The 23441-nt window shown below is 67.6% G+C and carries 18 protein-coding genes and 2 pseudogenes; 13 read left to right on the top strand and 7 right to left on the bottom strand.

Annotated elements, in window-relative coordinates; all coding sequences use genetic code 11:
• Positions 1-6: 6 nt before the first annotated feature.
• A complete protein-coding gene (locus tag AC5Y39_RS01375; RefSeq protein WP_500015927.1) occupies positions 7-3240 on the top strand; it encodes an ATP-binding protein in 3234 nt (1077 codons plus the stop codon).
• Here the strand turns inward: AC5Y39_RS01375 and AC5Y39_RS01370 are convergent, their stop codons facing one another.
• From AC5Y39_RS01370 to AC5Y39_RS01360, 3 genes are all read right to left on the bottom strand, one after another.
• Positions 3241-4098: a DUF5995 family protein gene (locus AC5Y39_RS01370; RefSeq protein WP_500015926.1), complete on the bottom strand. Its 858-nt coding sequence runs from the start codon at positions 4096-4098 to the stop codon at positions 3241-3243.
• Between the two features lie 184 nt (positions 4099-4282).
• Positions 4283-4954, bottom strand: a complete 672-nt coding sequence (locus tag AC5Y39_RS01365; protein WP_500015925.1) for a phosphatase PAP2 family protein — start codon at positions 4952-4954, stop codon at positions 4283-4285.
• Between the two features lie 12 nt (positions 4955-4966).
• The gene (locus AC5Y39_RS01360) at positions 4967-5860 is read right to left on the bottom strand and encodes an amidohydrolase family protein (RefSeq protein ID WP_500016120.1); all 894 of its coding nucleotides are present in this window, start codon (positions 5858-5860) and stop codon (positions 4967-4969) included.
• Positions 5861-6111: 251 nt separating this feature from the next.
• Here AC5Y39_RS01360 and AC5Y39_RS01355 point away from each other — a divergent pair, with 251 nt between their 5' ends.
• The 4 genes and pseudogenes from AC5Y39_RS01355 to cysC all read left to right on the top strand — a co-directional run bounded on the left by AC5Y39_RS01355 (position 6112) and on the right by cysC (position 11190).
• Complete coding sequence (locus AC5Y39_RS01355; RefSeq protein ID WP_500015924.1) at positions 6112-7491, top strand: sulfatase family protein; 1380 nt, start codon at positions 6112-6114, stop codon at positions 7489-7491.
• Positions 7492-7556: 65 nt separating this feature from the next.
• The gene (stf0, locus tag AC5Y39_RS01350) at positions 7557-8360 is read left to right on the top strand and encodes a trehalose 2-sulfotransferase (protein WP_500015923.1); all 804 of its coding nucleotides are present in this window, start codon (positions 7557-7559) and stop codon (positions 8358-8360) included.
• Positions 8357-9284, top strand: a pseudogene (gene cysD, locus AC5Y39_RS01345) (sulfate adenylyltransferase subunit CysD). Before stf0 ends, cysD begins: the two are co-directional and overlap by 4 nt.
• 1 nt (position 9285) lies before the next feature.
• Positions 9286-11190, top strand: coding sequence for an adenylyl-sulfate kinase (gene cysC, locus AC5Y39_RS01340; RefSeq protein WP_500015922.1), 1905 nt, complete (start codon positions 9286-9288; stop codon positions 11188-11190).
• 23 nt (positions 11191-11213) lie between these two features.
• Here the strand turns inward: cysC and AC5Y39_RS01335 are convergent, their stop codons facing one another.
• The gene (locus AC5Y39_RS01335; RefSeq protein ID WP_500015921.1) at positions 11214-11978 is read right to left on the bottom strand and encodes a trans-aconitate 2-methyltransferase; all 765 of its coding nucleotides are present in this window, start codon (positions 11976-11978) and stop codon (positions 11214-11216) included.
• 105 nt (positions 11979-12083) lie between these two features.
• Here AC5Y39_RS01335 and AC5Y39_RS01330 point away from each other — a divergent pair, with 105 nt between their 5' ends.
• From AC5Y39_RS01330 to AC5Y39_RS01320, 3 genes are read left to right on the top strand one after another with little or no spacing between them, the layout of a single operon-like run.
• Positions 12084-12443, top strand: a complete 360-nt coding sequence (locus AC5Y39_RS01330; RefSeq protein ID WP_500015920.1) for a hypothetical protein — start codon at positions 12084-12086, stop codon at positions 12441-12443.
• A 54-nt stretch (positions 12444-12497) separates the two neighbouring features.
• Positions 12498-13694, top strand: a complete 1197-nt coding sequence (locus AC5Y39_RS01325) for an alpha/beta hydrolase family protein (protein ID WP_500015919.1) — start codon at positions 12498-12500, stop codon at positions 13692-13694.
• 51 nt (positions 13695-13745) lie between these two features.
• A complete protein-coding gene (locus AC5Y39_RS01320) occupies positions 13746-14462 on the top strand; it encodes an MgtC/SapB family protein (protein WP_500016119.1) in 717 nt (238 codons plus the stop codon).
• Between the two features lie 53 nt (positions 14463-14515).
• Here the strand turns inward: AC5Y39_RS01320 and AC5Y39_RS01315 are convergent, their stop codons facing one another.
• Positions 14516-15400 (bottom strand): oxygenase MpaB family protein, encoded by an 885-nt coding sequence (locus AC5Y39_RS01315; protein WP_500015918.1) that lies wholly within the window; start codon positions 15398-15400, stop codon positions 14516-14518.
• A 79-nt stretch (positions 15401-15479) separates the two neighbouring features.
• Here AC5Y39_RS01315 and AC5Y39_RS01310 point away from each other — a divergent pair, with 79 nt between their 5' ends.
• Positions 15480-16097: a TetR/AcrR family transcriptional regulator gene (locus AC5Y39_RS01310; protein ID WP_500015917.1), complete on the top strand. Its 618-nt coding sequence runs from the start codon at positions 15480-15482 to the stop codon at positions 16095-16097.
• On the opposite strand, the gene AC5Y39_RS01305 is transcribed toward AC5Y39_RS01310, so the two are convergent.
• Complete coding sequence (locus AC5Y39_RS01305; RefSeq protein ID WP_500015916.1) at positions 16094-16669, bottom strand: VOC family protein; 576 nt, start codon at positions 16667-16669, stop codon at positions 16094-16096. The two genes, AC5Y39_RS01310 and AC5Y39_RS01305, sit on opposite strands and share 4 nt — an antisense overlap.
• Before the next feature lie 114 nt (positions 16670-16783).
• Here AC5Y39_RS01305 and AC5Y39_RS01300 point away from each other — a divergent pair, with 114 nt between their 5' ends.
• The 4 genes from AC5Y39_RS01300 to AC5Y39_RS01285 are packed head-to-tail and all read left to right on the top strand — an operon-like array spanning position 16784 to position 21688.
• Positions 16784-17383, top strand: a complete 600-nt coding sequence (locus AC5Y39_RS01300) for a TetR/AcrR family transcriptional regulator (RefSeq protein ID WP_500016118.1) — start codon at positions 16784-16786, stop codon at positions 17381-17383.
• A gap of 1 nt (position 17384) precedes the next feature.
• Positions 17385-18509 (top strand): alpha/beta hydrolase family protein, encoded by a 1125-nt coding sequence (locus tag AC5Y39_RS01295; protein ID WP_500015915.1) that lies wholly within the window; start codon positions 17385-17387, stop codon positions 18507-18509.
• On the top strand, positions 18485-19444 hold the full coding sequence (locus AC5Y39_RS01290) for a 2-hydroxyacid dehydrogenase (protein ID WP_500015914.1): 960 nt from the start codon (positions 18485-18487) through the stop codon (positions 19442-19444). Before AC5Y39_RS01295 ends, AC5Y39_RS01290 begins: the two co-directional genes overlap by 25 nt.
• Before the next feature lie 45 nt (positions 19445-19489).
• A complete protein-coding gene (locus AC5Y39_RS01285; RefSeq protein ID WP_500015913.1) occupies positions 19490-21688 on the top strand; it encodes an acyl-CoA dehydrogenase family protein in 2199 nt (732 codons plus the stop codon).
• A 56-nt stretch (positions 21689-21744) separates the two neighbouring features.
• Here AC5Y39_RS01285 and fadD2 read toward each other — a convergent pair.
• Positions 21745-23428, bottom strand: a pseudogene (gene fadD2 / locus AC5Y39_RS01280) (long-chain-fatty-acid--CoA ligase FadD2).
• Positions 23429-23441 lie beyond the last annotated feature (13 nt).

Raw genomic sequence — 23441 nt, 5'->3', positions numbered from 1 at the left:
ATTGACGTGGGCGACCGTAAGGGCCACCCAGAGGTCAACGGCGCAAGTCGGGACAGCGGCGATTCGATCAACGAGCTCCTGGACCGGGCGGTGGCGGCCATCAATCGCGGTGACCGCGCGGCCGCCTCTGCGTTGGCCGGTCAGGTGCTGGCCGTCGACGCCTCGAACGCCGACGCCGAAAAGCTGCTGGCCGACGACTTCCCGGACGTCGGCGGCGGCGGTGAGATCCGGCGCCTGACAATCCTGTTCGTCGACCTGGTCGATTCGACGGTGCTGTCGACGCGGGTCGAGCCGGAAACCTACCGCATGCTGGTCGGACGCTATCGCGAATACGTCCTGCAGATCGTCGACCGCTACGGCGGCCACATCGGCTCGACGAAAGGCGATGGGCTACTCGCCGTTTTCGGCCATCCCACCGCGCACGAGGACGGGGCGCAGCGCGCGGTGGCCGCCGGGTTCGACATCACCCGCGCCGTCAGCCGGCTGAGCGAACAAGCCATGCGCCGGCTCAACGTGGGACTCAGCGTGCGTGTGGGTATCCACCGCGGGCTGGTGTATCTGGACCTCGCCCAGGACGACGTGTACGGGTTCGCCGCGAACCTGGCCGCGCGGATTTCCTCGCTGGCCGCACCCGACACCGTGGCTGTCTCGGACGCTGTCGCAGCGCTGGTCGCCGACGCCTACGAATTGGTCGCCTGCCCAGCCGCCGCGGTCAAAGGCGTCGAGGGTCTGGTCAACCACTATCGGGTGCTCGGCGAGCGACCGCATGCCTTGCCACCGTCGTCGCCGCCGATGATCGGGCGGCACCGGGAGCGGGCCTGGCTGCAGCAGGTGTGGCAGCAGGCATGCGACGGAGCGGCGAGGTATCCCGGCGTCGCATTCTGCGGCGAACCGGGCATCGGCAAGACACGACTGGCACGCGCGGCGGCCGACATCGTGGAGCAATCGGGCGGTGTGGTGGTCGAACTGCGAGGTTCGCCCCTGCACACCCAGACCGGTCTGCATCCGGTCCGGCGCCTACTCGAAAGACATTGTGGCATAACGCGTTTGACCACGGGTGCGGAGCGGTTGCGGCTGCTGGAGACGGAGCTGCACGCGCACGGCCTCGATCCGGTCGACGCGGTGCCGCTGCTGGCGCCGGTGCTGGGCGTGGGCGCCGAGCACGGCTACACCCCGGCCGCTGTGGAAGGCCGCACGCTCTACGAACTGATCGGCGCGACCGTGCACCGGTACGTACTGGCGTGCCTACGAGATCGCGCGGGGCTCGTCGTGGCCGAGGATGTGCACTGGTTCGACACGTCGACCATCGACTTGCTGGACGCCGTGTTGGCCTCGGCCGACGGGCGGGTCATGGTCGTCATCACCGCACGCGACCACAACGTTGTCGAAAACCATTGGCCGGTAACGCTTTTCGAACTCGCGCCATTGAGCGAAGCGGAGTGTGACGCGCTGATCGACGCCTTGGCCCCTGATGTCACCAACGCGCAGCGGGCCGCGGTGCGCGAGCGTTGCGACGGCGTGCCGTTCCACATCGAGCACGTCGTCGCCGGCCTGGGGGCCAGTGAGCCGCAGGGACAAGTGCCCGAAGCGCTGTACGAACCGCTGTTCGCCCGACTGCACACCCGCGCCGACGTCGTCCCGGTGGTGGAAGCGGCGGCCGTGATCGGGCGAAGCGGCGACGTGGCGCTGCTGCGGCAGGTCGTCGGTGGCGAAGCGGACGTCGACGCGGTGCTGGCCGACCTCACGCGGGTGCGGGTCTTCGAGTGCAACGACACCGGCGGATGGCGGTTCCGCCATGAGCTGATCCGGGAGGTGGCCGCCGAGTTGGCGCCACCGACCGTGCATCGCAAGCTGCACGCCAGAACCGGACGAGCACTGACCGACACGGCCCCCGGCGTCGAACCCGATTGGCGTGTCGTCGCCCGCCATTACGCGCATGCGCACCGCTTCGGCGAGGCTGTCACGGCGCTGCGCAAGGCCTCCGTCGCAGCGCGCCGCCGCGGTGCTCTGCATGAGGCTCAGACGTGCCTGACCGATGCGCTCAACCAGCTGACCCACTGCGCCGCTGGTGCCACGCGCGACCGTCAAGAGATCGCGATCCGGCTGGAACGCGGATTCTTGGCGGGCGCGACGCAGGGCAGCATGAGCGGCCAGGGCCCGGCGGACTTCGAACGGTGCCTCGAGCTGGCCAGCGCCGAGAACTACGACGACGAACTGTTCGCCACCTTGACCGCGTTGATCGGCTACTACGTGCCGCGTGCCGAGTTGCGCCGCGCGCATGAGCTGCTCGAATCACTGTCGGCGCGGGTGACCAAAGACCGGCCATGGAGTGAGCCCGTCATCGCGTCGTCACTGGGTTCGGTCACGTGGTTGCAAGGCGACTTCACCTCTGCGCGATGGCATTTGCGTCGCGCGCTGGCCGACCAGTCCGCCGCCGACCCGCGGGTGCTCGACACCGCGTGGTGGGTGGCCATCGACCCGATCTCGTCGGCGCATACCTATCTGGCGCTCACCCACGCGATGTGCGGCGACCTCGACGCGGCGAATGCGGAATTGGCGGAGTCGGCGCTCCGCTGCGAAAGGCTGGGATTTCCGCAGAACGCCTACAACCGGGCCCATACCCATTTCGTCGACATCTGGGTTCGGCTGGAGACCGGGCAATACGCGGCGGCATCCGCCGGCGTGGCCGCGCTTCGCCAGTTGAGCGAGCAGTCCGGTTTGGATTTGTGGCGGCTCGTCGGTTCCACGGAGAACGCCACCGTCAAGGCGCTCAACGCGATGGACGCCGGCGCCGACGCAGCCGATTTGGCCGGCGCGGCCGAGAAGATCGCCAAACGTGTGGACGGCTCGCGTATGTTGCATCTCAACCTTTATCTGACGTTTCACGACGCGGTGATCGGCCACGTGTTGACGGCAGCCGGCAAGCCCGAGAAAGCCCGTCACCGGCTCGAGGCGGCACTGCAGCACGCCGGCGAGACCGGGATGCACTTCTACGACGCCGAGCTGATGCGACTGCGCGCAAACACCCTTGCCGACCCGCAGCCGCGACAGGAAGCGCTTGCGGCCGCGGTCGAGGCGGCCCGTCGCCAGGAGGCGCCGTTGTTCGAATTACGTTGCGAGCTCGACTATTTCGAGATCGTCGGATCCGCGCGCCGACGTGAGCTTGCCGACGTGCTGGCCCGCTTCGCCGGTGACGCGCGCTGGCCCGAATGGACACGGGCCCAGCGCCTGCTCACCTGATCAGCGGGATGCGGTCGGCATCAGGTACGTCTTCTTCATCGGCGCGGGGTTCTCGGTCTTTCCTTTCAGCGCGGCGATCGTCTCGGCGATGTCCGGATTCTCGTGTTTCGAGATCGTGCGGGTGAACCAGGGGAACGGCGCCCACCGGCCCAGCGGTTGCAGATACCAGGCCCCGACAGCCGCCGTGAACGCCGACTGGTTGACCCGAGCCTCGATCTCCCGGTCGGAATTCAGCGCCATGTAGACCGCGAATTGCCATGCGCCCCTGCGTAATTTCTTCAGCAGGCGCTTGATCAAGAACACCTCGCCCGGCAGCAGCCGGCGGACCCACATGAGCACCGGTGAACGCTCGCTGACGATATCGAGCATGCCGTGCACCTGTGAGGCGAGGATGGCGTTGACGCGGTTGAAGTCGGCCTCGAGCGAGGCCAGATCCTGCTGGGCGGTGGCGAAGGCAGCCAGCCCGAGGTCCAGGCTGATGTGGGCGTTCATCCCGGTCATCAAGTGCTGCAGGATGGTGGCCTGGCCGTCTTTGGCACCGACGAACGACACCTCCCACGGGAGGGTCAGCCCGCTGTACTGATCCGGCAGGAAGTAAGCGTTCAACGCGTTGAAGTACCGGCTCGCAAAGACGATGTCGAGCTTCTCCATCCGCGGGCCGTCGTCGAAGTCGCCGTCGTCGATCGCCTTACGGATCGCGACCGTCGTGCGCTTGTAGAGCGCCGCGAAGTAGCCGATCGTGCTGTGCGCTTCGACAGACCAGTCGATCACCTGATCGAGGTTGCGCACGACGTCGTCGATGCCGGCGGGCTCCCGAAGCCGTTCCCAGCGCGGGGAAACGGGGACCTGTGTTGCCATGTCGGACGACCCGGTTCTCGTGGTGGCCGCGGCGGACCGACCGTTGACCGGCCTCAGGTCGTCTGCCGACGTGCTGAGCGCACTTTCCATTGCCTGCCGCCTCAATCTACCCGGCCTCGACCGGGGTTTGGCGTGAACGCACTAACGGTGGCATGCACTGGGCGCAACCGGGATGAGTACTCGACTACTCGACTGTGCCGACAGCGTGCGCTTCCGGTGCCGCGGGCGCGGCGAGCGAAAGCGGACGGATCGCGAAAAGGCATGCGACAAACCACAGGTAGCCCAGCGCCCAGCCGGCCAGCACGTCGGAGGGGTGATGGACGTTGAGCACCACCCGGCCGACTCCAACCGCGATCACTACGAGCGCGGCCACCGTGACCGCGGCAAGCCACGCGCGGGCCTGCCACATGCCGGTCGAAATCGTCATCAGCGCAAGGACACCCGCCATGACTCCGAGCGCATGACCCGACGGGAACGACGTCGAGCTGGCCGCCACCAATGCGCCTGACGGCCGCGGCCGGTCGGCCAGGTCCTTGGCGATCTGGGTGACCATGCCGCTGAGCCCGATGGCCGCCACCACGAAGAGGATGACCCGCAGATTGCGTCGCAGCAGCGCGACCACCACGACGCCTGCGCCCACGACGCGAAACCCCGCGGGGCCCAGCACCGTGCAGAGCACATCCCAAAACGTCACCCACGCATGGTGTTTCACGCCGAAGCGGTGCAGGGGTTGCAGTGCAGCGTTGTCAACCGCCGGCAACCACGCCCAATGCATCGCATATGCCAGCCACAGCAACCCGTAGCACGCGGCGGCCACAGCGGCGATGACGAGCATGGCCTTGCTGCGCTTGCCCATGCGACCAGACTGTCACGGCCGCGGCCCGGCGCCGATGCGGTAGACCCGCTTGGCGTTGTCCCGCAACATCGGGCCGTCGCGGAACCGGTCGCCGAGGATCTCGCGCAGCGCCCAAATGACGTCGGCCAGGGCGATGTTCGGCTTGTCCATCGGATAGTTCGACGACCAGAGCGTCCGCTGCGGACCGAAGGCCTGGTCGAGGTGGGTCACCAGCGGCGCGACCGCGTCGCGGAACTGCTCGCGCGGCAGCCGCCCGAGGCCCAGCACCGGCATGCCCAGACCCGAGTGTTTGGCCACGACGTTAGGTAACTCCGCCAGCGCGGAGATTCCTTCGCGCCAACGGGACAGGATGCTCGCGCGCCCGGCGGCGGTGTGCCCGGTGTGGCGGCCGCACGGCGCAAGCGCGCCGACCGGCGTCGCGTAGTGGTCCAGCACGAACGTCGTCTCCGGAAATTCACGCGCCAGCGTCACGGCGTCCGGCAACTGGTGCCCGTAGACCCAGACCTCGAAGCTCAGCCCCCGCTGGGCGACGGCTTGGAAGCCGCGCAGGAAGGCCGGCTCGGACAGCAGATGCGGTCGGCTGTCCCAGTCCATGATTCCGCGGTCGGGACTGTTCGCGGCGACGCAGCGCACTCCTCGCACGAGGGCACTGGCCTGCAGGTGGGCGTCGAGAACCTCCGCTATGTGCGGCTCGGAGGGATCGGCGTGCGCCACGATGGCGCCCAGGGCCGGTGCGCTGCCCTCGCCGAACGGCAGTGAACTGACCCACCGGGTCTCGTCGGCGCTGCCCACCGGCTCCTTGCTGCGCCAGCCGGCTTCCACGTGCACGACGGATTCGAGCCGCAGCGGCGCTGCGTCGGCCGTGTAGTCGGGGGGGCAGGTATTCGTTGAGCAGGTACTGCGGATCGCCGGCGAAGTCGCGCGCGGCCCGCGGGAACAGGCGCATCATCACCGGCCTGGCGAACGGCGCCCGGCGGATGAGTTTCGCCGGCCCCGACACCACCCGCGGTGTCGTGAACGGATCCCACTGGTGGATGTGCGCGTCGACCACCACGCGTGTGTCGTCTGCCACGATGTCAGTTTGGTGCTCGGCCGCCGCCAATCGCGATGATCGAAAGAATTGGCAGCACCGGGCCGAATGTGGAAGGTGGCCAACCGTGAGACGTCGCGACAACGTGCTGCTCGTGCACTGGCACGACCTGGGCCGCTGTCTGGGCGCCTACGGCTACGCCGATGTGTCCAGCCCGCGCTTCGACCAGCTCGCGGCAGAAGGCATCTTGTTCACCCGCGCGCATGCTGCCGCGCCCCTGTGTTCGCCCTCGCGCGGAGCGTTGTTCACCGGCCGCTACCCGCATAGCAACGGCCTCGTCGGACTGGCCCATCACGGTTGGGAGTACCGCGCGGGCGTGCGCACGCTCCCGCATATGCTCTCCGAGCACGGCTACTACTCCGCGCTGTTCGGGATGCAGCACGAAACGTCCTACCCGGAGCGGCTGGGGTTCGACGAGTTCGACGTGTCGAATTCGTACTGCGACTACGTGGTCGAGCGGACCCAGCAGTGGCTGGCCGAGAGCGCCCCGGCCGAGGGAGACCAGCCGTTTCTGCTCACGGCAGGGTTCTTCGAAACCCACCGGCCCTATCCGCCGGACCGGTACCAGCCCGCCGACCCCGAAGAGGTCGACGTGCCCGGCTACCTTCCCGAAATACCGGAGGTGCGGGACGATCTCGCGGCGTTCCACGGCGCGATCGCGGTCGCCGACGCCGCAGTGGGCCGGCTGCTCGACACGCTGCGCGACACGGGCCTGGGCGAGAGCACCTGGGTGGTGTTCTTCACCGACCACGGGCCGGCGTTTCCGCGAGCCAAATCCACGTTGTACGACGCGGGCACCGGGATCGCGTTCATCGTGCGACCGCCGGTGGGCCGCGGCATCCCGCCGCGTCGCTACGACGAATTGTTCAGCGGTGTCGACCTGGTGCCGACGATTCTCGGGCTGCTCGGCATCGACGTGCCCGACGACGTGGAAGGCATGTCACACGCCGCGAACCTGCTGGCTTCCGCGGCGGCACCGGTGCGCGGCCACGTCTACACCGAGAAGACGTATCACGACTCGTTCGACCCGATCCGGGCGATCCGCACCAAGGAGTACAGCTACATCGAGAACTACGCGCACCGCCCGTTGCTGGATCTGCCGTGGGACATCGAGGAGAGCCCGTCGGGGAAGGCGGTCGCCCCGCATGTGCGCGGGCCTCGGCCGGAGCGTGAGCTGTACGACCTCGTCGCCGATCCGGGCGAGTACCGCAACTTGCTCGAAGGTGAGCACAGCGAGCACGCGGAAGCCGTCGCGCAGGATCTGGCCGTCACACTTCACGAGTGGCGGCAGAAGACCGGCGACGTGATTCCGTCGGTGTTCGCGGGCACCCGCATCTCGGCGCGTTACACCGAGACGTATCAGCTCATCCACGGCCGCCGGCCCACGTCCCGGTCGGGCATTGCCGCCGACCGAGGCATCGAGCATGAAACCAGCGCGCGGCAATAGTTCCGCTCACATTGATCAAATGTGCAGCTCAGCGCGCAAATCGGGGTGCAGTTAGGCTTTCGTCCGTGCCCGATCACCCGTCGTCGTATCTGGTTCTCGCGTCGCAGCGCAGCGGCAGCACACTGTTGGTGGAATCGCTGCGCGCCACCGGTGTGGCCGGCGAGCCGCAAGAGTTCTTCCAGTACCTGCCGAGCACCAGTCAGCCGCCACAACCGCGCCAGTGGTTCGCCGATGTCAACGACGAATCGATCCTGCGGCTGCTGGATCCGCTCGAGGAGGGCACCCCGGATCTGGCGCCGGCCGAGATCTGGCGTGACTACATCCGAACCGTCGGGCGCACACCCAACGGCGTGTGGGGCGGCAAGCTGATGTGGAACCAGACTCCCTTGCTGTTGGAGCGCGCCCGCCAGCTGCCGAACCGTTCAGGCGACGGCCTGCTCGCCGCGATCCGCGACGTGGTCGGCGAGGTGCCGGTGCTCGTGCATGTGTACCGCCCCGACGTGGTGTCGCAGGCGGTGTCGTTCTGGCGGGCCGTGCAGACCCGGGTGTGGCGCGGTCGCCCCGACCCGGTGCGCGACGCGCGCGCGCAGTACCACGCGGGTGCCATTGCGCACGTGATCACGATGCTGCGCGAGCAGGAAAAGGGTTGGCGCGCATGGTTCGACGAGGAAGGCATCGAGCCGCTCGACGTGCCGTATCCCGTGTTGTGGCGCAATCTGACGCAGATCGTGGCGACGATCCTCGAGGCGTTGGGGCAGGACCCGCGGCTCGCCCCGCCGCCAGTGCTCGAGCGCCAGGCCGATCAACGTTCCGACGAATGGGTGGACCGCTACCGCGCGGACGCAGAGAGGTTGGGATTACCGACATGACGACGACTGCGACACCGGTCGAGGCCCGGCGCGTTGACGAACTGCGCCTGCTGGAGGCCGAGGCCGTGCACATCATCCGGGAGGTGGTCGCCGAGCTGGAACGGCCGGTGCTGCTGTTTTCGGCCGGCAAGGACTCGATCGTGCTTCTTCGGTTGGCGGAGAAGGCTTTTCGGCCGGCCCCGCTGCCCTTTCCGGTCATGCACGTCGACACCGGACACAACTTCCCCGAAGTCATCGAGTTTCCGTGACCGCAGGGTCACCGGCCACGGGCACAAGCTGATCGTCGCGTCGGTGCAGGAGTCCATCGACTCCGGCCGGGTGGCCGACCCGGGGCCCGGCGCGTCACGCAACCGGCTGCAGACCCGGACGCTGCTGGACGCGTTGGAGGCCGGCGGATTCGACGCGGCGTTCGGCGGTGCACGCCGCGACGAGGAGCGGGCCCGCGCCAAGGAGCGCATCCTGAGTTTCCGCGACGAGTTCGGCCAGTGGGATCCGCGCGCGCAGCGGCCCGAGCCGTGGTCGCTGTACAACGGGCGGATCCGCAAGGGCGAGCAGGTGCGGGTGTTTCCGTTGTCGAACTGGACGGAACTGGATGTCTGGCGCTACATCGAGCTGGAAAACCTCGAGCTGCCGTCGATCTACTTCGCGCATCAGCGTGAGGTTTTCGAACGGGACGGGATCCTGCTCGCGGTGTCGGAATACGCAGCACCGCGCGACGGCGAGACGTCGGCGGTCGAATGGGTGCGCTATCGCACGGTCGGCGACCTGACGATCACCGGTGCGGTGCGGTCCCGGGCCACCGACATCAGCAGCGTGATCGCCGAAATATCGGCTGCCACAGTGTCCGAACGCGGCGAGACGCGGGCCGACGACCGCACCTCGGCCGCCGCGATGGAAGACCGCAAACGCGAAGGGTACTTCTGACATGACTGCGACAAGCGAAGCCCCGGGCGAAGCCATCCCCACCGTGACGCGGCAGCTGCTGCGGATCGCGACCGCGGGCTCAGTGGACGACGGCAAGAGCACGCTGATCGGTCGGCTGCTGCACGACACCGACAGCCTGCCACTGGATCACCTCGAGGCTGTCACCGACGAGCACGGCGTGGCCGACTTGGCCGCACTGTCCGACGGGTTACGGGCCGAACGCGAGCAGGGCATCACGATCGACGTCGCCTACCGGTTCTTCTCCACGCAGAGCCGCAGCTACATCCTCGCCGACACCCCGGGGCACGAGCGCTACACCCGCAACATGTTCACCGGGGCGTCCAACGCGCACGTCGCGATCCTGCTCGTCGACGCGCGCGCCGGGGTGCTGCGGCAGACGCGCCGGCACGCATGGATCGCAAAACTGGTGGACGTCAAGCACTTTGTGGCCACCGTGAACAAAATCGACCTCGTGGACTTCGACCAGAATCGCTTCCGGGAGGTCGAACAACAGCTGCAGCAGATGGCCGCTCGCCTCGGGCTCCCGGAGATCACGGTGATTCCGATCGCCGCAAAGCACGGCGACAACGTCGTACACCGGTCGCAGCGCACGCCGTGGTACAGCGGACCGACACTGTTGGAGTACCTCGAGGGTGTCGAGCTGGCCGCTCCGCAGGCCGAGGCCAGGCGACTGCGGCTGCCGGTGCAGTGGGTGTCGCGGCCGACGGCGTCGCAGCGGCGCCGTTACACCGGCCGGCTCTCGGCCGGCACGCTGCAAGTCGGAGATCCGGTGGTGTCGCTGCCGGCCGGTACCCGCTCGACGGTGACTGCGCTCGACACGCTGGACGACACTCGCTCGGTTGCCGTTGCGCCGCTGTCGGTTTCGATCGAGCTGGCCGACGACATCGACGTCGGACGCGGCGACGTATTGGTCAGCGGCGCCGACGACGCAGTCCTGCCGGTGCTGGCCCGGGAGATCGAGGCCACGGTGTGCTGGTTCGCCGACACGCCACTGCGGGCGGGCGACCGGCTGGCGCTGAAGCAGGCCACCTCCACCGTGCGGGCCACTGTGCAAGAGCTTCACACGCGGCTGGACCCGGAGACGCTCGACGAGCTCGACAACCCAGTCGAGTTGGGGCTCAACGACATCGGCTGGGTCACGTTGCGTACCAGCTCGGTGCTCGTCGCCGACTCGTATGCCGACAACCGCGACAGCGGCGCGTTCATCCTGATCGACGAAAACAGCAACGACACCGTTGGCGCGGGCACCATCCTGGAACCGCGTGAGGTCAAGCCGGGTACCCAGACGCGGACCGACATCCGTTGGCACCCGTCGTCGCTGGACCGCTCGTATCGCTGGTCCAAGACCGGCCAGCCCGGGGCGACGATCTGGTTCACCAGCCTGCCCGCCTCGGGCAAGTCCACCATCGCGGTGGGAGTGGAGCGGGCGCTGGTGGAGTCCGGCCGGGTGGCGTACCTGCTCGACGGGGACAACCTGCGCCATGGGCTGTCGGACGATCTGGGATTCTCGCCGGGCGACCGCGCCGAAAACATCCGCCGCGTAGGGCATTTGACCCGTCTGCTCGCCGATGCGGGCGTGGTGGCGTTGGCGTCGTTGGTGTCACCGCTGAAATCCGACCGGGAGATCGCGCGGGCGTTGAACGAGGCGGCCAAGCTGCCGTTCATCGAGGTGTATGTTGCGACGTCGTTGGAGGAATGCGAGAAGCGCGACCCGAAGGGGCTGTACGCGCGGGCGCGCAAGGGCGAGGTCAAGGGGCTGACGGGCGTCGACGCACCGTATGAGCCGCCGGAGAATCCGGACCTAGTGCTCGACACCACGGGAGCCGATCTCGACGAGCTCGTCGGCCGCGTCATCGCCCTGCTCAACGAACGCAGCCCGCGGTAGACGCCGAAACAGCTGTTCTCGCTCTACGGTTTGTGCCCGACGGCGAAGATACGGCGAAACGCAAACAGCGTGCCGTGCGGTCCAGCCGGATAGGCGCCGCGCAGTTCGACCCCGAGCTGTGCGGTGAACTCTTCCGCGTCGGCCGCCGACAACGCAGCGAGGAGGGGACGTAAACCGGTGCCGCGAATCCACTGCAGCACAGGGTCTTTGCCCGTGAGCACATGCAGATAGGTGGTCTCCCAGACGTCGGCGCGCAGCCCGGCGTCCAGAAGCACCGCCGCATACGACTCGACGGTGCCGACGGCGGGCATGCGGTTCTCGACAGCGCGCAGCTTGCCCGCCCACTGGGGGGCTGCGGCAAGTTGTCGCATCAGCACATGCGACGGCGAGTCGAAGTTGCCCGGCACCTGAACGGCCAGCCAGCCGCCGGCCGGAAGCGCGCGGGCCCACGCAGCGATCAGTTCGTGATGGCGCGGAATCCATTGCAGCACAGCGTTACTCACGACGACGTCCACGTCGTCGGCCGGTTGCCAGTCGCCGGCGTCCCGGACGGAGAAGCTTACGTTGGGCATCTCGGGCGCCTCGGCGATCATCTCCGGTGACGAGTCGAAGCCTTCGACGACGGCCTCGCGCCACCGCTGCGCCAGCGTCGCGGTCAGATGGCCTTGGCCGCAGCCGACGTCGACGACGTGGAGGGGCGCGTCCGCCCCGATCCGCGCCGTCAAGTCAAAAAACGGTCGGTCACGCTCGGCGGCGAAGCGGCCGTACTGCGCGGGGTCCCATCGCATTCGCGCCAGCGTATCCGTGCTGCGTCGTGCCGCGACCATCCACGGGTTTTGCGCCGCCGACCGTTACAGTCGGTGCATTCGCACCGTGCGACCAGGAGGTCCCTGATGCCCCGACGCCACCTCCCGCTTGCCGTGCTGGCAGCCGCCGTGTTGGCCGTCGCCCCGGCGTGCTCGACAGGAAAAACGCCGCACGAGACCACTACCACGCCGACGACCACGTCGGCACCCGCGCAGTCGCACGGTGTGTACGAGCAGTGCCTGATCGACCACGGTGTTCCGGCTCCGCCGGCCGGCCCGCCTCCCGGTCCCGGTCCGGTACCGGCGGGCCCGCTGCCCGGGCCGGTCGAGGGCACCCCCGGTGCCACGCCGCCACCGCCGCCACCGGGCGTTGACAAGGCGACCTGGGACAACGCGCAGAAGGCCTGTTCGTCGCTGCAACCGACGCCGCCCACGACCGGCCCCTGAGTTAGCATCCGCTAAGCGGGTCTATGGACCCGGTGACAGAAAGGCCGGCCGGCAATGACGTCCAGCGCTGACCCCGTCGAGCCACCCTTACCGGTTCCCAACGTCGCCGGTGCTGACGCGGGTGCGCGCGGCCTGCCCGACCGTTCCGAGCTGTCGATCGGTCAGCGCCTCACCGTCGACGTCTCCGCGGTCGCCGACGTCGGGTTGCGCACGATCGTCGCCTCGCTCGTCGGTGCGGCGATGCTGCCGCCGATCCTGGCCGAGCTGGTGCGCCGCTCCGACACCGCACGCGAGCGCGATCACATGCGGTTCTACGCCGAACTCGCAACCGAACACGATCCCGCCGCGTCGTTTCCCGCGCCGCAAGAACCACCCCGCATCTACTCGCGCCCGGCCAACCCGATCGCAGAGTGGCTGGCCCATGGCCGCGTGCACAACATCCAGTTCCAGAGCAGCTTCGAGCCCGTGAACCCCGCGCTGCGCGAGCGGTGGCGTCGGCTGGAGCGCAACAACGTCGTGCGGGCGCAGCATTGGCGACACGAGGACGGGCCGCATCCCACGTTGTGCTTGATCCACGGGTTCATGGGTTCGCCGTATCTGCTCAACGGGTTGTGGATGTCGCTGCCGTGGTTCTACCGCTCCGGCTACGACGTGCTGCTCTACACGTTGCCATTCCACGGCCGGCGCGCCGAAAAGTATTCGCCCTTCAGCGGATACGGCTATTTCGCGGGCGGTCTGACCGGCTTCGCCGAGGCCATGGCACAGGCCGTCTACGATTTCCGGTCCCTGCTCGACTATCTCGAGTTCACCGGCGTGGAAAAGGTTGCGCTGACCGGCATTTCGCTGGGCGGCTACACCACCGCGTTGATCGCCGGAGTGGAAGACCGCCTCACCGCGGTCATCCCGAACGTCCCTGTCGTCTCGGTCGAAGACGAGCTGGAGGACTGGTTTCCGGCGAACAAGCTTTTCGCGTTGGGACGCAAGCTCGGAGAGATCGACCGAGACGAGTTCGTCGCCGCGTCGGCGTATCACTCGCCGCTCAACTACCGCCCGCTGGTGCCCCGCGACCGTCGGCTCATCATCACGGGACTGGGCGATCGGCTGGCGCCTCCTGAGCAGGCGGAGATGCTGTGGCGGCACTGGGACCAATGCGATTTGCACTGGTTTCCCGGCAACCACATCCTGCACGTCAGCCAGCCCGAATACCTGCGCCGGATGACGCGTTTCCTGCTCCCGCTGATGTTCGGCTGAGCGTGTCCGCCCGGCGGCGTGCCGGCAGTGCGAGATGATTCCCGCATGACGTTGCCGGGCCTGGACCTGTTCTTGCGGGTCGGGCTTGCCACGTTGTTGGGCATCGCGATCGGCGTCGAGCGCCAATGGCGCGCACGGATGGCCGGGCTTCAGACCATGGCTCTGGTGTGCATGGGCGCCGCGCTGTTTCTGATCATGGGCGCCTATACCTTTCACCGCGAGCAGGACCCGACTCGCGTGGCCGCTCAAATCGTCACGGGCATAGGCTTTTTGGGCGCCGGTGTGATCATGAAGCAGGGTTCGTCAGTGGTCGGATTGAACACCGCGGCGACACTGTGGGCCACCGCGGCCGTCGGCGGGCTGGCCGGGGCATGGATGTGGCGCGAGGCCGTCGTCGGGGCCGCGGTGATCATCGCCGCCAACACGTTCCTGTCGCCGCTCGCGGCGCGCATGGACCACGTGCGCTCGCGGACCGGGCGAGAGATCCCGCCGGCCGACTACACGTTCGAGCTGCAGTGCGCGGCGGACGCGGAGGCACGCGTCAAGGTGTTATTGCTCGACGCGTTGACGCGCCCCGGCCTCCAGTTGACGTCGGTGGGCTCGATGGCCACGTCCACACCGAGCGAAACCCGGCTGCGCGCCGAGGTCTCGGCGGCCACGCGGTACGACGAGGTGCTGGAGAACGCCGTGCGGAAACTGAGCATGGACCCCGACGTCAGGTCGGCGCGGTGGTCGACGCTGGGCGAGGCCGGCGTGCAGTTCATGTGATTTCGGTGCGCTAACCGGCGCGCAGCGAAGGTTTGCGCACCGAAATCGCGGGGTCAGACCAGCGGGCGTCCAGTACGCATCCGCCAGTCCAAGTCGCGCAGCAGCACGTTGAACGGGAACTCCTGGACGAACTTGGGCGCCATGTTGTTGGCGACGCGAATCGCCGCCATCAGCCGGTCGAACCTGCGTTGCCGACGATCGTCCCACGGCAGGCGCATTTCGTCCCGAAACCGTTGCGGCAGAAAGCCAGTCGTGATCAACAACCCGACGCTGTCCAGCGGTTCTTGCAGCCGGCGGGGCAACGGAATCGGTGGCCGGCCCGCCGCGATCGGATACAGGTACTTGCGGACGGTGTCGTCGATGTGCACCTTCTCCAGCGACTCGCGCCAGTACTCGTCGAAAGCGGCGCGGTCCTTCGGCCACATCTCCGGCGGCACCTGCAGCGTGGTGCCGAACGCCATCGCGTCGCGGTAGTGCGCGTCCGCCGTTTCCTCGTCCATCTCGCCGACGAACAACCGCTCCACGTCGACCACACCCTTGTACATGCAGGCGGCCACCCACAGCTGCAACTCGGGATCGAAAGCGTGGTAGCGCACGGGGCTTTCGGCCGTCGAATACACCTGGGCGTGTGCCCGGTTGACGGCCCGGCGGTACGCCGCCTTCTGTTCCTCGGTGCCCGCGACCGCGACCGCGATGTAGGTGAATGTGGTCCGCGCTCGTTTGATGGGATGGCGGTCGATGCGCCCGCTTTCCACGCGGCTCTCCACCACGCCGTAGCCGACGCCCGGGCGGGACAGCTGCATGATCACGTTCGCGGGACCGGCCAGCAGGCCCACGCCCATCATTCCGGCGTCGGTGCGCCTGTTGATTCGACGAGCTCGCGGCACCGGGGCCGATACCGGCTGCTCGACGTAACTGTATGGCTCGGCGACCGTCATGGGCACCCCTATCGATAAATCTGCGAACGCGCGTTTCCTGAAGTTTCCCAGCGCGCGCCAAGGGTGTCAAGATGGTGCGATGGCGCCGACGAGCACTCGGCCGTATCGCGGCGTGCAACCTGACGACCGCCGCGCCGAGCGGCGAGCCAGGCTTCTCGACGCCGGCCTGACCATCCTCGGGTCGCAGGCCGGCCCGGATGCGTTGACGGTACGCGGCCTTTGCCGGCAGGCCAACGTCTCCGCCCGCTACTTCTACGAAAGCTTCTCCGACAGAGACGAATTCGTGGCCGCCGTGTACGACTGGGTGATCACCGAACTCGTCAGCACCATCCGGGCGGCGGTGACGGCCGCGCCGCAAGACGAACAGGCGCGCGCAGCGATGGTTAATCTCGTGTCGTACATCGAGGGAGACCCGCGCGTGGGCCGGCTGGTGTTCAGCACCGAACTGGCCGATCCGGTGGTGGTGCGCAAGCGCGAAGAGTCCACTGCGCTGATGGCGATGCTGCTCGGCCAGCATGTCGGCGAGACGCTGCGACTGCCTGAGGACGACAACCTGCGGGCGGCATCGCAATTCGCGGTCGGCGGCGTGCGGCAGGCGCTCAGTTCATGGCTGGGGGGTCAGGTCAGGTCGACGCCGGCCGCGCTGGTCGAGCAGCTGGCCTGGTGTATCGACCGGCTGAACCCGCGCCGCGACTAGGCTTGTGCGGGCACTCGCCGGTCGGCGGCCGTCTTGGGCTGGGTGAGAATCTCAGCGGCGCTGAATTCCTTTGTCCAGCAAGCGAATTCGAGTGTGATGCCGTCGGGGTCGTGGAAGTAGAACGACCTGACGTAGACGCCGGGATGCAACTGCGCGGCGACCTGGTTCTCGCTCTCGTCGTGGTTGAGCACCGGCCCGACACGCACACCCTTGTCCTTGAGCTTCTGACGGTATTCGTCGAACTTTTCGGCGGGCACATGAAACGACAGGTGGTTCATGGAACTGACCGCACTGACGATGTCGCCGATCCCCGGCAGGTTCCTGGGCGCGGAGATACCCGGCACCGCGTCCGGCGCGTCGCGGAACCAGAAGAACGCGACGCAGTCACCGTTGCCCGCGTCGAAGAAGAAGTGCTGACCGACTCCGCCGGGCAGGTCGAGCGCCTTGATCAGCGGCATGCCCAACACGTTGCTGTAGAAGTCGACGGTGCGTGCCATGTCCGAGCACACCAGCGCGACGTGGTTGATGCCGTTCAACGCGAACTCGGTGTTGGTGTTCTGCGGCTTGATCATGACGTCCCCTCCGGACCTTCTCAACAGCCAGACATGAATCTAACATCAGATTCAGATCCGGCTCAATGGTTGGGAGTGACGTTGGCGCAACCGAGGCAGCCCTCGAGGCAGCCACTGCCCACGGCGCGCGGTCGGCGGACACAGGCCGCGATCGATGCGGCCGCCCGAGACGTGATTGCGCGCAAGGGAATTCTGGCGACGACGATCTCCGACATCGCCGCGCAGGCAAAGCGGTCCACCGCGTCGTTCTACAACTACTACGAGTCGAAGGAGGCCATGGTCCGCGAGTGGGCGGTGCGCTTCCGCGACGAAGCCAGCGAACGCGCAGAAGCCGTGACGCGCCACGGTCTGTCGAATCGCGAACGCGCATATGAGGCCGCGGCGGCCCACTGGCGCACCTACCGCCACAGGTTGGCCGAGATGATCAGCGTGTCGCAGCTGGCCATGGTCAACGACGACTTCGCCGCGTACTGGGCCGACATCTGCGCAATCCCGATCTCGTTCATCACACACACGGTCGAACGCGCTCAGGCCGAAGGCTATTGCCCCGACGACGATCCGCACTTGATCGCCGTCGCGATCGTCTCGATGTTCAACCAGTTCTGCTATGTGCAGCTCTCCGGTCGCCACCCCGACGAGGTCGACGACGACGCGTGCATCACGACGCTCGCCAACATCTTCTACCGCGCGATCTATTGCAAGGAGGCGGCCTGACATGTCGCCGACACCGGGGGTGATCCGCGAATTCGTGGGCCTCACGTCACCGACCGCACGGCGAGCCGGCGCCGGCGGGCACCCGTGCCAAGGCTTGTACCACCGTGGCGTGGGCCGTAAACCGAAGGTGGCGATGATCGCCACGCATTACCAGATCGACTTCTCCGAGCACTACCTCGCCGACTACCTGGCCACGCGCGGCGTCGGCTTCCTCGGCTGGAACACCCGATTTCGTGGCTTCGAAAGCAGCTTTCTGCTCGACCACGCCCTAGTCGACATCGGGGTCGGCGTGCGTTGGTTGCGCGACGTCCAGGGCGTCGAAACCGTGATATTGCTGGGCAATTCCGGCGGTGGCTCATTGATGGCGGCATACCAGTCGCAGGCCACCGAACCCAACGTGGCGCCGGTGGCCGGCATGCGGCCCGCAGCCGGGGTGAACGAACTGCCAGCCGCCGACGGGTACGTCGCCAGCGCCGCGCATCCCGGGCGGCCGGATGTGCTGACCGCATGGATGGACGGATCCGTCGTCGACGAAAACGATGCCGTCGCAACCGATTCGAGCCTGGACATCTTCGACGAACGTAACGGCCCGCCGTTCTCACCCGAGTTCGTCGAGCGCTACCGCGCCGCGCAGCAAGCACGCAATCACGCGATCACCGACTGGGTCGAAACCGAGTTCAAACGTGTTCGGGCGGCAGGGTTTTCGGACCGGCCGTTCACCGTGATGCGCACCTGGGCGGACCCGCGGATGGTGGACCCCACACTGGAGCCCACCAAGCGGCCACCGAACATGTGCTATGCCGGGGTGCCTGCGAAGGCCAACCGCTCAGCGCACGGCATCGCCGCTGCCTGCACTCTGCGCACCTGGCTCGGCATGTGGAGCCTGCGCCACGCACAGACGCGGGCCGAGCCGCATCTGGCCCGCATGACCTGTCCGGCCCTGGTGATCAACGCAGAGCAGGACACCGGGGTGTTCCCGTCCGACGCGCAGCGCATCTACAACGCTTTGGGCAGCAGCGACAAGACGTCGGTCTCCATCGACAGTGACCACTACTTCACCACGCCCGGAGCGCGCAGCGAGCAGGCGGATACCATCGCCAAGTGGATCGCCAAACGGTGGCGGTAAGAGTCCTGGCCCACTTCACCCCCGGGCCTAAGGTGCTGAACTTCCTTGCACGCCAGGCGGATTGGCTCGACGTCCACTATTGCGCGGAGGACGACGACGCCACGTTCTACCGCGAGCTGCCCCGCGCAGAGGTGATCTGGCATGTGCTGCGGCCGCTGTCCGCGGCCGACCTAGCAAAGGGCAAGCGGCTGCGGCTGGTGCACAAGCTGGGCGCAGGCGTGAACACCATCGACGTGGCCGCGGCGAGCTCGCTGGGCATCGCGGTGGCCAACATGCCCGGCGCCAACGCGCCGTCGGTCGCCGAAGGCGCAGTGCTGCTGATGCTTGCGACCTTGCGCCGGCTGGTCGAACTGGACCGGGTGACGCGAGCCGGCGCGGGCTGGCCGACGGACCCGTCCCTGGGAGAAACCGTCCGCGACATCGGCGGTTGCACGGTCGGGCTCGTCGGCTACGGGAACATCGCGCGCCGCGTGGAGGCGATCGTCGCCGCGATGGGAGCCACGGTGCTGCACACCAGCACCGGCGACGACGGCGCTGCCAGCTGGCGCACGCTGGCAGCGCTGCTGGCCGACAGCGACATCGTGTCGCTGCACCTGCCGCTCACCGACGCGACCGCTGGACTGCTCGGCAGCGACGCGCTCGCGGCGATGAAGAACGACGCGGTGCTGGTGAACACCTCGCGGGGGTTGATCGTCGACGAAGCCGCGTTGGTCGAGGCGTTGCGCGAGGGGCGGCTCGCCGGCGCAGGCCTGGACGTGTTCGCCGTCGAACCCGTGGCCGCTGACAACGCGCTGCTGCGCCTCGACAACGTGGTGGTGACCCCGCACGTCACCTGGTACACCGCCGACACGATGCGGCGCTACCTGGTCGAGGGCGTCGAGAATTGCGCGCGGCTGTGGGACAGGCGCCCGCTGAGCAACGTCGTCAACGAGTAATCTCAGACCCAACCCACCGGTTATTCGATGGAAGGCACACACCTCATGCCTATTGCGATCACGACCGAACACAAGGACCTCGCCGAATCCGTGCGCGCGCTGGTCGAGCGAGTGGCGCCGTCGGAGGTGCTGCACGAAGCGCTGGAAACACCGATCCCCAACCCACCGCCGTACTGGAAGGCCGCAGCCGACCAGGGCCTGCACAGCGTGCATCTCGACGAGTCCGTGGGTGGGCAGGGCTTCGGCATCCTGGAGCTCGCGGTCGTGATCGCAGAATTCGGTCGCGGCGCTGTGCCGGGGCCGTTCGTGCCGTCGGTGATCGCCAGCGCGCTGATCGCCGCACACGACCCGCACGCGAAGGTGCTCGGCGACCTGGCGTCCGGCGCGGCGATCGCGGCCTACGCACTGGAGTCGTCGCTGACGGGGACCCGACAGGGCGACTCGTTGGTGGTTCGCGGTGAGGCTCGCTCGGTGCCGTCGGCCGCGCAGGCCTCGCTGCTGGTGCTGCCGGTCGCCGGCCTGGACCCGGAAACCAGCGGCACCGAATGGGTGGTGATCGACGCGGACGCGCTGGAGATCGAACCGGTGCAAAGCGTCGACCCGCTTCGGCCGGTGGCGCACGTACGCGCCAACGCCGTCGAAGTGCCCGCCGACCGCGTCCTGAGCAATCTCAACGTGGCCAGCGCACGCACGCTGGTGACCACGCTGCTGTCGGCCGAGGCCGTCGGCGTCGCACGCTGGGCGACCGACACCGCGGCGGCATACGCGAAGATCCGCGAGCAGTTCGGCCGGCCCATCGGGCAGTTCCAAGGCGTCAAGCACAAATGCGCGGAAATGGCCGCCGACACCGAACGGGCCGTCGCGGCGGTGTGGGACGCCGCCCGAGCGATCGACGAGGGCATCGAAAACCCGGATTCGGCAGCCGAATTCGCGGCTGCCGTGGCAGCGACGCTGGCACCGTCGGCCGCGCAGCGCTGCGCGCAGGACTGCATCCAGGTGCACGGCGGTATCGGATTCACCTGGGAGCACGACACCAACGTGTACTACCGGCGGGCGCTCGGCATCATCGCCGCGTTCGGCCGAATCTCCGACTACCCGCAGCTGGTTGTCGACACCGCGACCAGCACCGGGATGCGCAAACTCAACATCGACCTCGACCCGGAAACCGAGAAGCTCCGCGACGAGATCCGCGCGGAAGTGGCTGCGCTCAAAGCGCTTCCGCACGAGCAGCGCACCGCCGCGCTCGCCGAAGGCGGCTGGGTGTCACCGCATCTGCCCAAGCCGTGGGGCCGCTCGGCGGGACCCGTCGAGCAGATCATCATTCAGCAGGAGTTCGAGGCCGGGCAGGTCAAGCGACCGAACCTCGGCATCGCGGCGTGGCTGGTGCCGTCGATCGTCGCGTTCGGCACCGAAGAGCAGAAGCAGCGCTTCCTGCCGCCGACGTTCCGCGGCGAATTGATCTGGTGCCAACTGTTTTCCGAGCCGGGAGCCGGTTCGGACCTGGCGAGCCTGACGACGAAGGCCACCAAAGTCGACGGCGGCTGGCGCATCACCGGCCAGAAGATCTGGACGACCGCCGCGCAGTACTCGCAGTGGGGTGCGCTACTGGCCCGCACGGACCCCAGCGCGCCCAAGCACAACGGGATCACGTACTTCCTGCTCGACATGTCAAGCGACGGAGTGGAAGTCAAGCCGCTGCGTGAGCTGACCGGCAACGCGATGTTCAACACGGTGTTCATCGACGACGTGTTCGTGCCCGACGACCTGGTGCTGGGCGAGGTGAACCGCGGCTGGGAAGTCAGCCGCAACACCCTTACGGCAGAACGGGTTTCGATCGGCAGCAGCGAAGCGCCGTTCTTGGCCAACCTCAATGGTTTGGTGGAGTTCTTACGTGACGGCCATTTCGACCAGGTGGCACAGAACCGGGCGGGCCGGCTGATCGCGGAGGGTCATGCGGCCAAGGTGCTGAATCTGCGCTCCACGCTGTTGACGATCGCCGGATTCGACCCGATGCCCGCGGCCGCGGTGTCCAAGCTGCTGTCGATGCGCACCACTCAGGGCTACGCCGAATTCGGGGTGTCGTCGTTCGGCACCGACGGCGCGATCGGCGACCCGGGCACCCTGCAGGGCAAGTGGGCGCAGTACCTGTTGGCCAGCCGTGCGACCACAATCTACGGCGGCACCTCGGAGGTGCAGTTGAACATCATCGCCGAGCGGCTGCTGGGCCTGCCCCGCGACCCCTGACCCTCTGGCGATTTCGGTGCGTTTACGTGCGCTGAGCGCCGGTAAACGCACCGAAATCACTCGATCTTGCGGAGTTCGCGCTTGAGGATCTTGCCCGTGGGGTTGCGCGGCAACTCGTCGAGGAACACCACCTCGCGCGGCACCTTGTAGCGCGCCAGATGCTCGCGCACGTATTTCTTGATCGCTTCCTCGTCGATGCTCGAATCCTTGCGCTTCACGACGAAAGCCCGCAATCGCGCGCCCCACTCCGGGTCCTCGACGCCCAGCGCGGTCGCCTCGACGACGTCCGGGTGGCCGCTGATCAGATCTTCGACCTCAGCCGGGAACACGTTTCGCCGCCGGAGACGATCATCTCGTCGTCGCGTCCGGTCACGTACAGCAGCCCGTTCTCGTCGAAGTAGCCGACGTCGCCCGATGACAGCAGCCCGTCGATAATCTGCTTTCCCCCGCCGCCGGTGTAACCTCGAACGGCATGAAGTTGCCGACGAAGATGCGGCCCACTTGTCCTTGCGGCACTTCATTGCCCTGGTCGTCGAGAATCTTGACCTTCGCGCCCTTGACGACGGGCCCCACCGTCGCCGGGTTGATGTCGAGGTCTTGCGGCCGCGCGATCGTGGCGAACGCGACCTCGGTGGACCCGTAGAGGTTGTAGATGACCGGTCCCAGCCGCTTGGTGGCGCGCGTGGCCAGCTCGGCGCCCAGCTGCGAACCGGAGACGAAAACGATGCGCAGCGACGACAGGTCGTAGCTGCGGTCGGCGCTGTCGAGCGCGTCGAGTATGCGCGACAGCATTACGGGCACCACGACAAGTGCTGTGGCACGGTACTTTTCGATGTCCTCGATCACCGTGAGTGGGCGGAACTTGCGACGCAGCACCAGCGTGGAGCCAAGTGTCATCGCGATCGTCGCATGCAGGTAGCCGAGCGCGTGGAACATCGGCGACGGCAGCGCCGTCACCTCACCCGCCTTGAACGGCACATGCGAGAGGATCCCGCCGATCGGCGCCAACGTGGGCGGGGTGTGCCGCGTGGCGCCTTTGGGCGTGCCGGTGGTGCCGCTGGTCAAGATCACCAGCGACGCGGTTTTCGACGGTTTCGGAGCGGGCGCCTTGTTGCCGCCCGCGACCACGTCGGCCAAGGCCTTGTCTGTGCTGCCGGACGGCTCGTCCCGATCGGGGTTGTGCCCGAGCGCGCGCAGCTTGCCGAGCTCGAAGTTCGCCTCAGACACGGCCTGCGTGTACTCGTCGTCGTAGATGAGCAGTCGGGCGCCCTCACGGTCGGCCACCTCGGCGATCTGGCGGCCGGAGAAATCGGTGTTGAGCAGGATCGTGCGCGCGCCCACCCGCGCGCACGCGTAGTTCGCGACCAAGAACCAGCGGTGGTTGCGGGCCAGAATCGCCACCCCGTTGCCGCCTTGAACGCCCATCGCGACCATCTCGTTGGCCACCGCGTTGACGGCGTCGTCGAGTTCCTTGAACGTCATGGTGCCCTCGTCGTCGATCACTGCGACGCGGTGCGGCGCGCGGCGGGCGTTGACCGACGGGATCATCCCGATCTCACCCCACCGCGCGATGTCGGCGGCCATCGCGGCAATCATCTGCGGCGACTCGAGCTTCAGCGCGCCCGCCTCGAACATTTTTCGGACGTAATGCAATTCGGCCGCGCCACGCTCGGCGTACTGCTTGGCCTTGGCGGCCGCCTGCGTCGCCAGTTCGAGGGGGTTGAGAGAAACCATGCGCATACCCTATGTGACC

The organism is Mycobacterium sp. NGS39 (assembly GCF_059812765.1).
Note: the sequence above shows the minus strand (reverse complement) of the source record. Positions and strands in the feature narration are given on the sequence as shown.

Coding starts and splice junctions, on each gene's coding strand:
- AC5Y39_RS01370 (WP_500015926.1), bottom strand. CDS start 4,098: ATGGCAACACAGGTCCCCGTTTCCCCGCGCTGGGAACGGCTTCGGGAG.
- AC5Y39_RS01365 (WP_500015925.1), bottom strand. CDS start 4,954: ATGGGCAAGCGCAGCAAGGCCATGCTCGTCATCGCCGCTGTGGCCGCC.
- cysC (WP_500015922.1), top strand. CDS start 9,286: ATGACTGCGACAAGCGAAGCCCCGGGCGAAGCCATCCCCACCGTGACG.
- AC5Y39_RS01335 (WP_500015921.1), bottom strand. CDS start 11,978: ATGCGATGGGACCCCGCGCAGTACGGCCGCTTCGCCGCCGAGCGTGAC.
- AC5Y39_RS01330 (WP_500015920.1), top strand. CDS start 12,084: ATGCCCCGACGCCACCTCCCGCTTGCCGTGCTGGCAGCCGCCGTGTTG.
- AC5Y39_RS01325 (WP_500015919.1), top strand. CDS start 12,498: ATGACGTCCAGCGCTGACCCCGTCGAGCCACCCTTACCGGTTCCCAAC.
- AC5Y39_RS01315 (WP_500015918.1), bottom strand. CDS start 15,400: ATGACGGTCGCCGAGCCATACAGTTACGTCGAGCAGCCGGTATCGGCC.
- AC5Y39_RS01310 (WP_500015917.1), top strand. CDS start 15,480: ATGGCGCCGACGAGCACTCGGCCGTATCGCGGCGTGCAACCTGACGAC.
- AC5Y39_RS01305 (WP_500015916.1), bottom strand. CDS start 16,669: ATGATCAAGCCGCAGAACACCAACACCGAGTTCGCGTTGAACGGCATC.
- AC5Y39_RS01295 (WP_500015915.1), top strand. CDS start 17,385: ATGTCGCCGACACCGGGGGTGATCCGCGAATTCGTGGGCCTCACGTCA.
- AC5Y39_RS01285 (WP_500015913.1), top strand. CDS start 19,490: ATGCCTATTGCGATCACGACCGAACACAAGGACCTCGCCGAATCCGTG.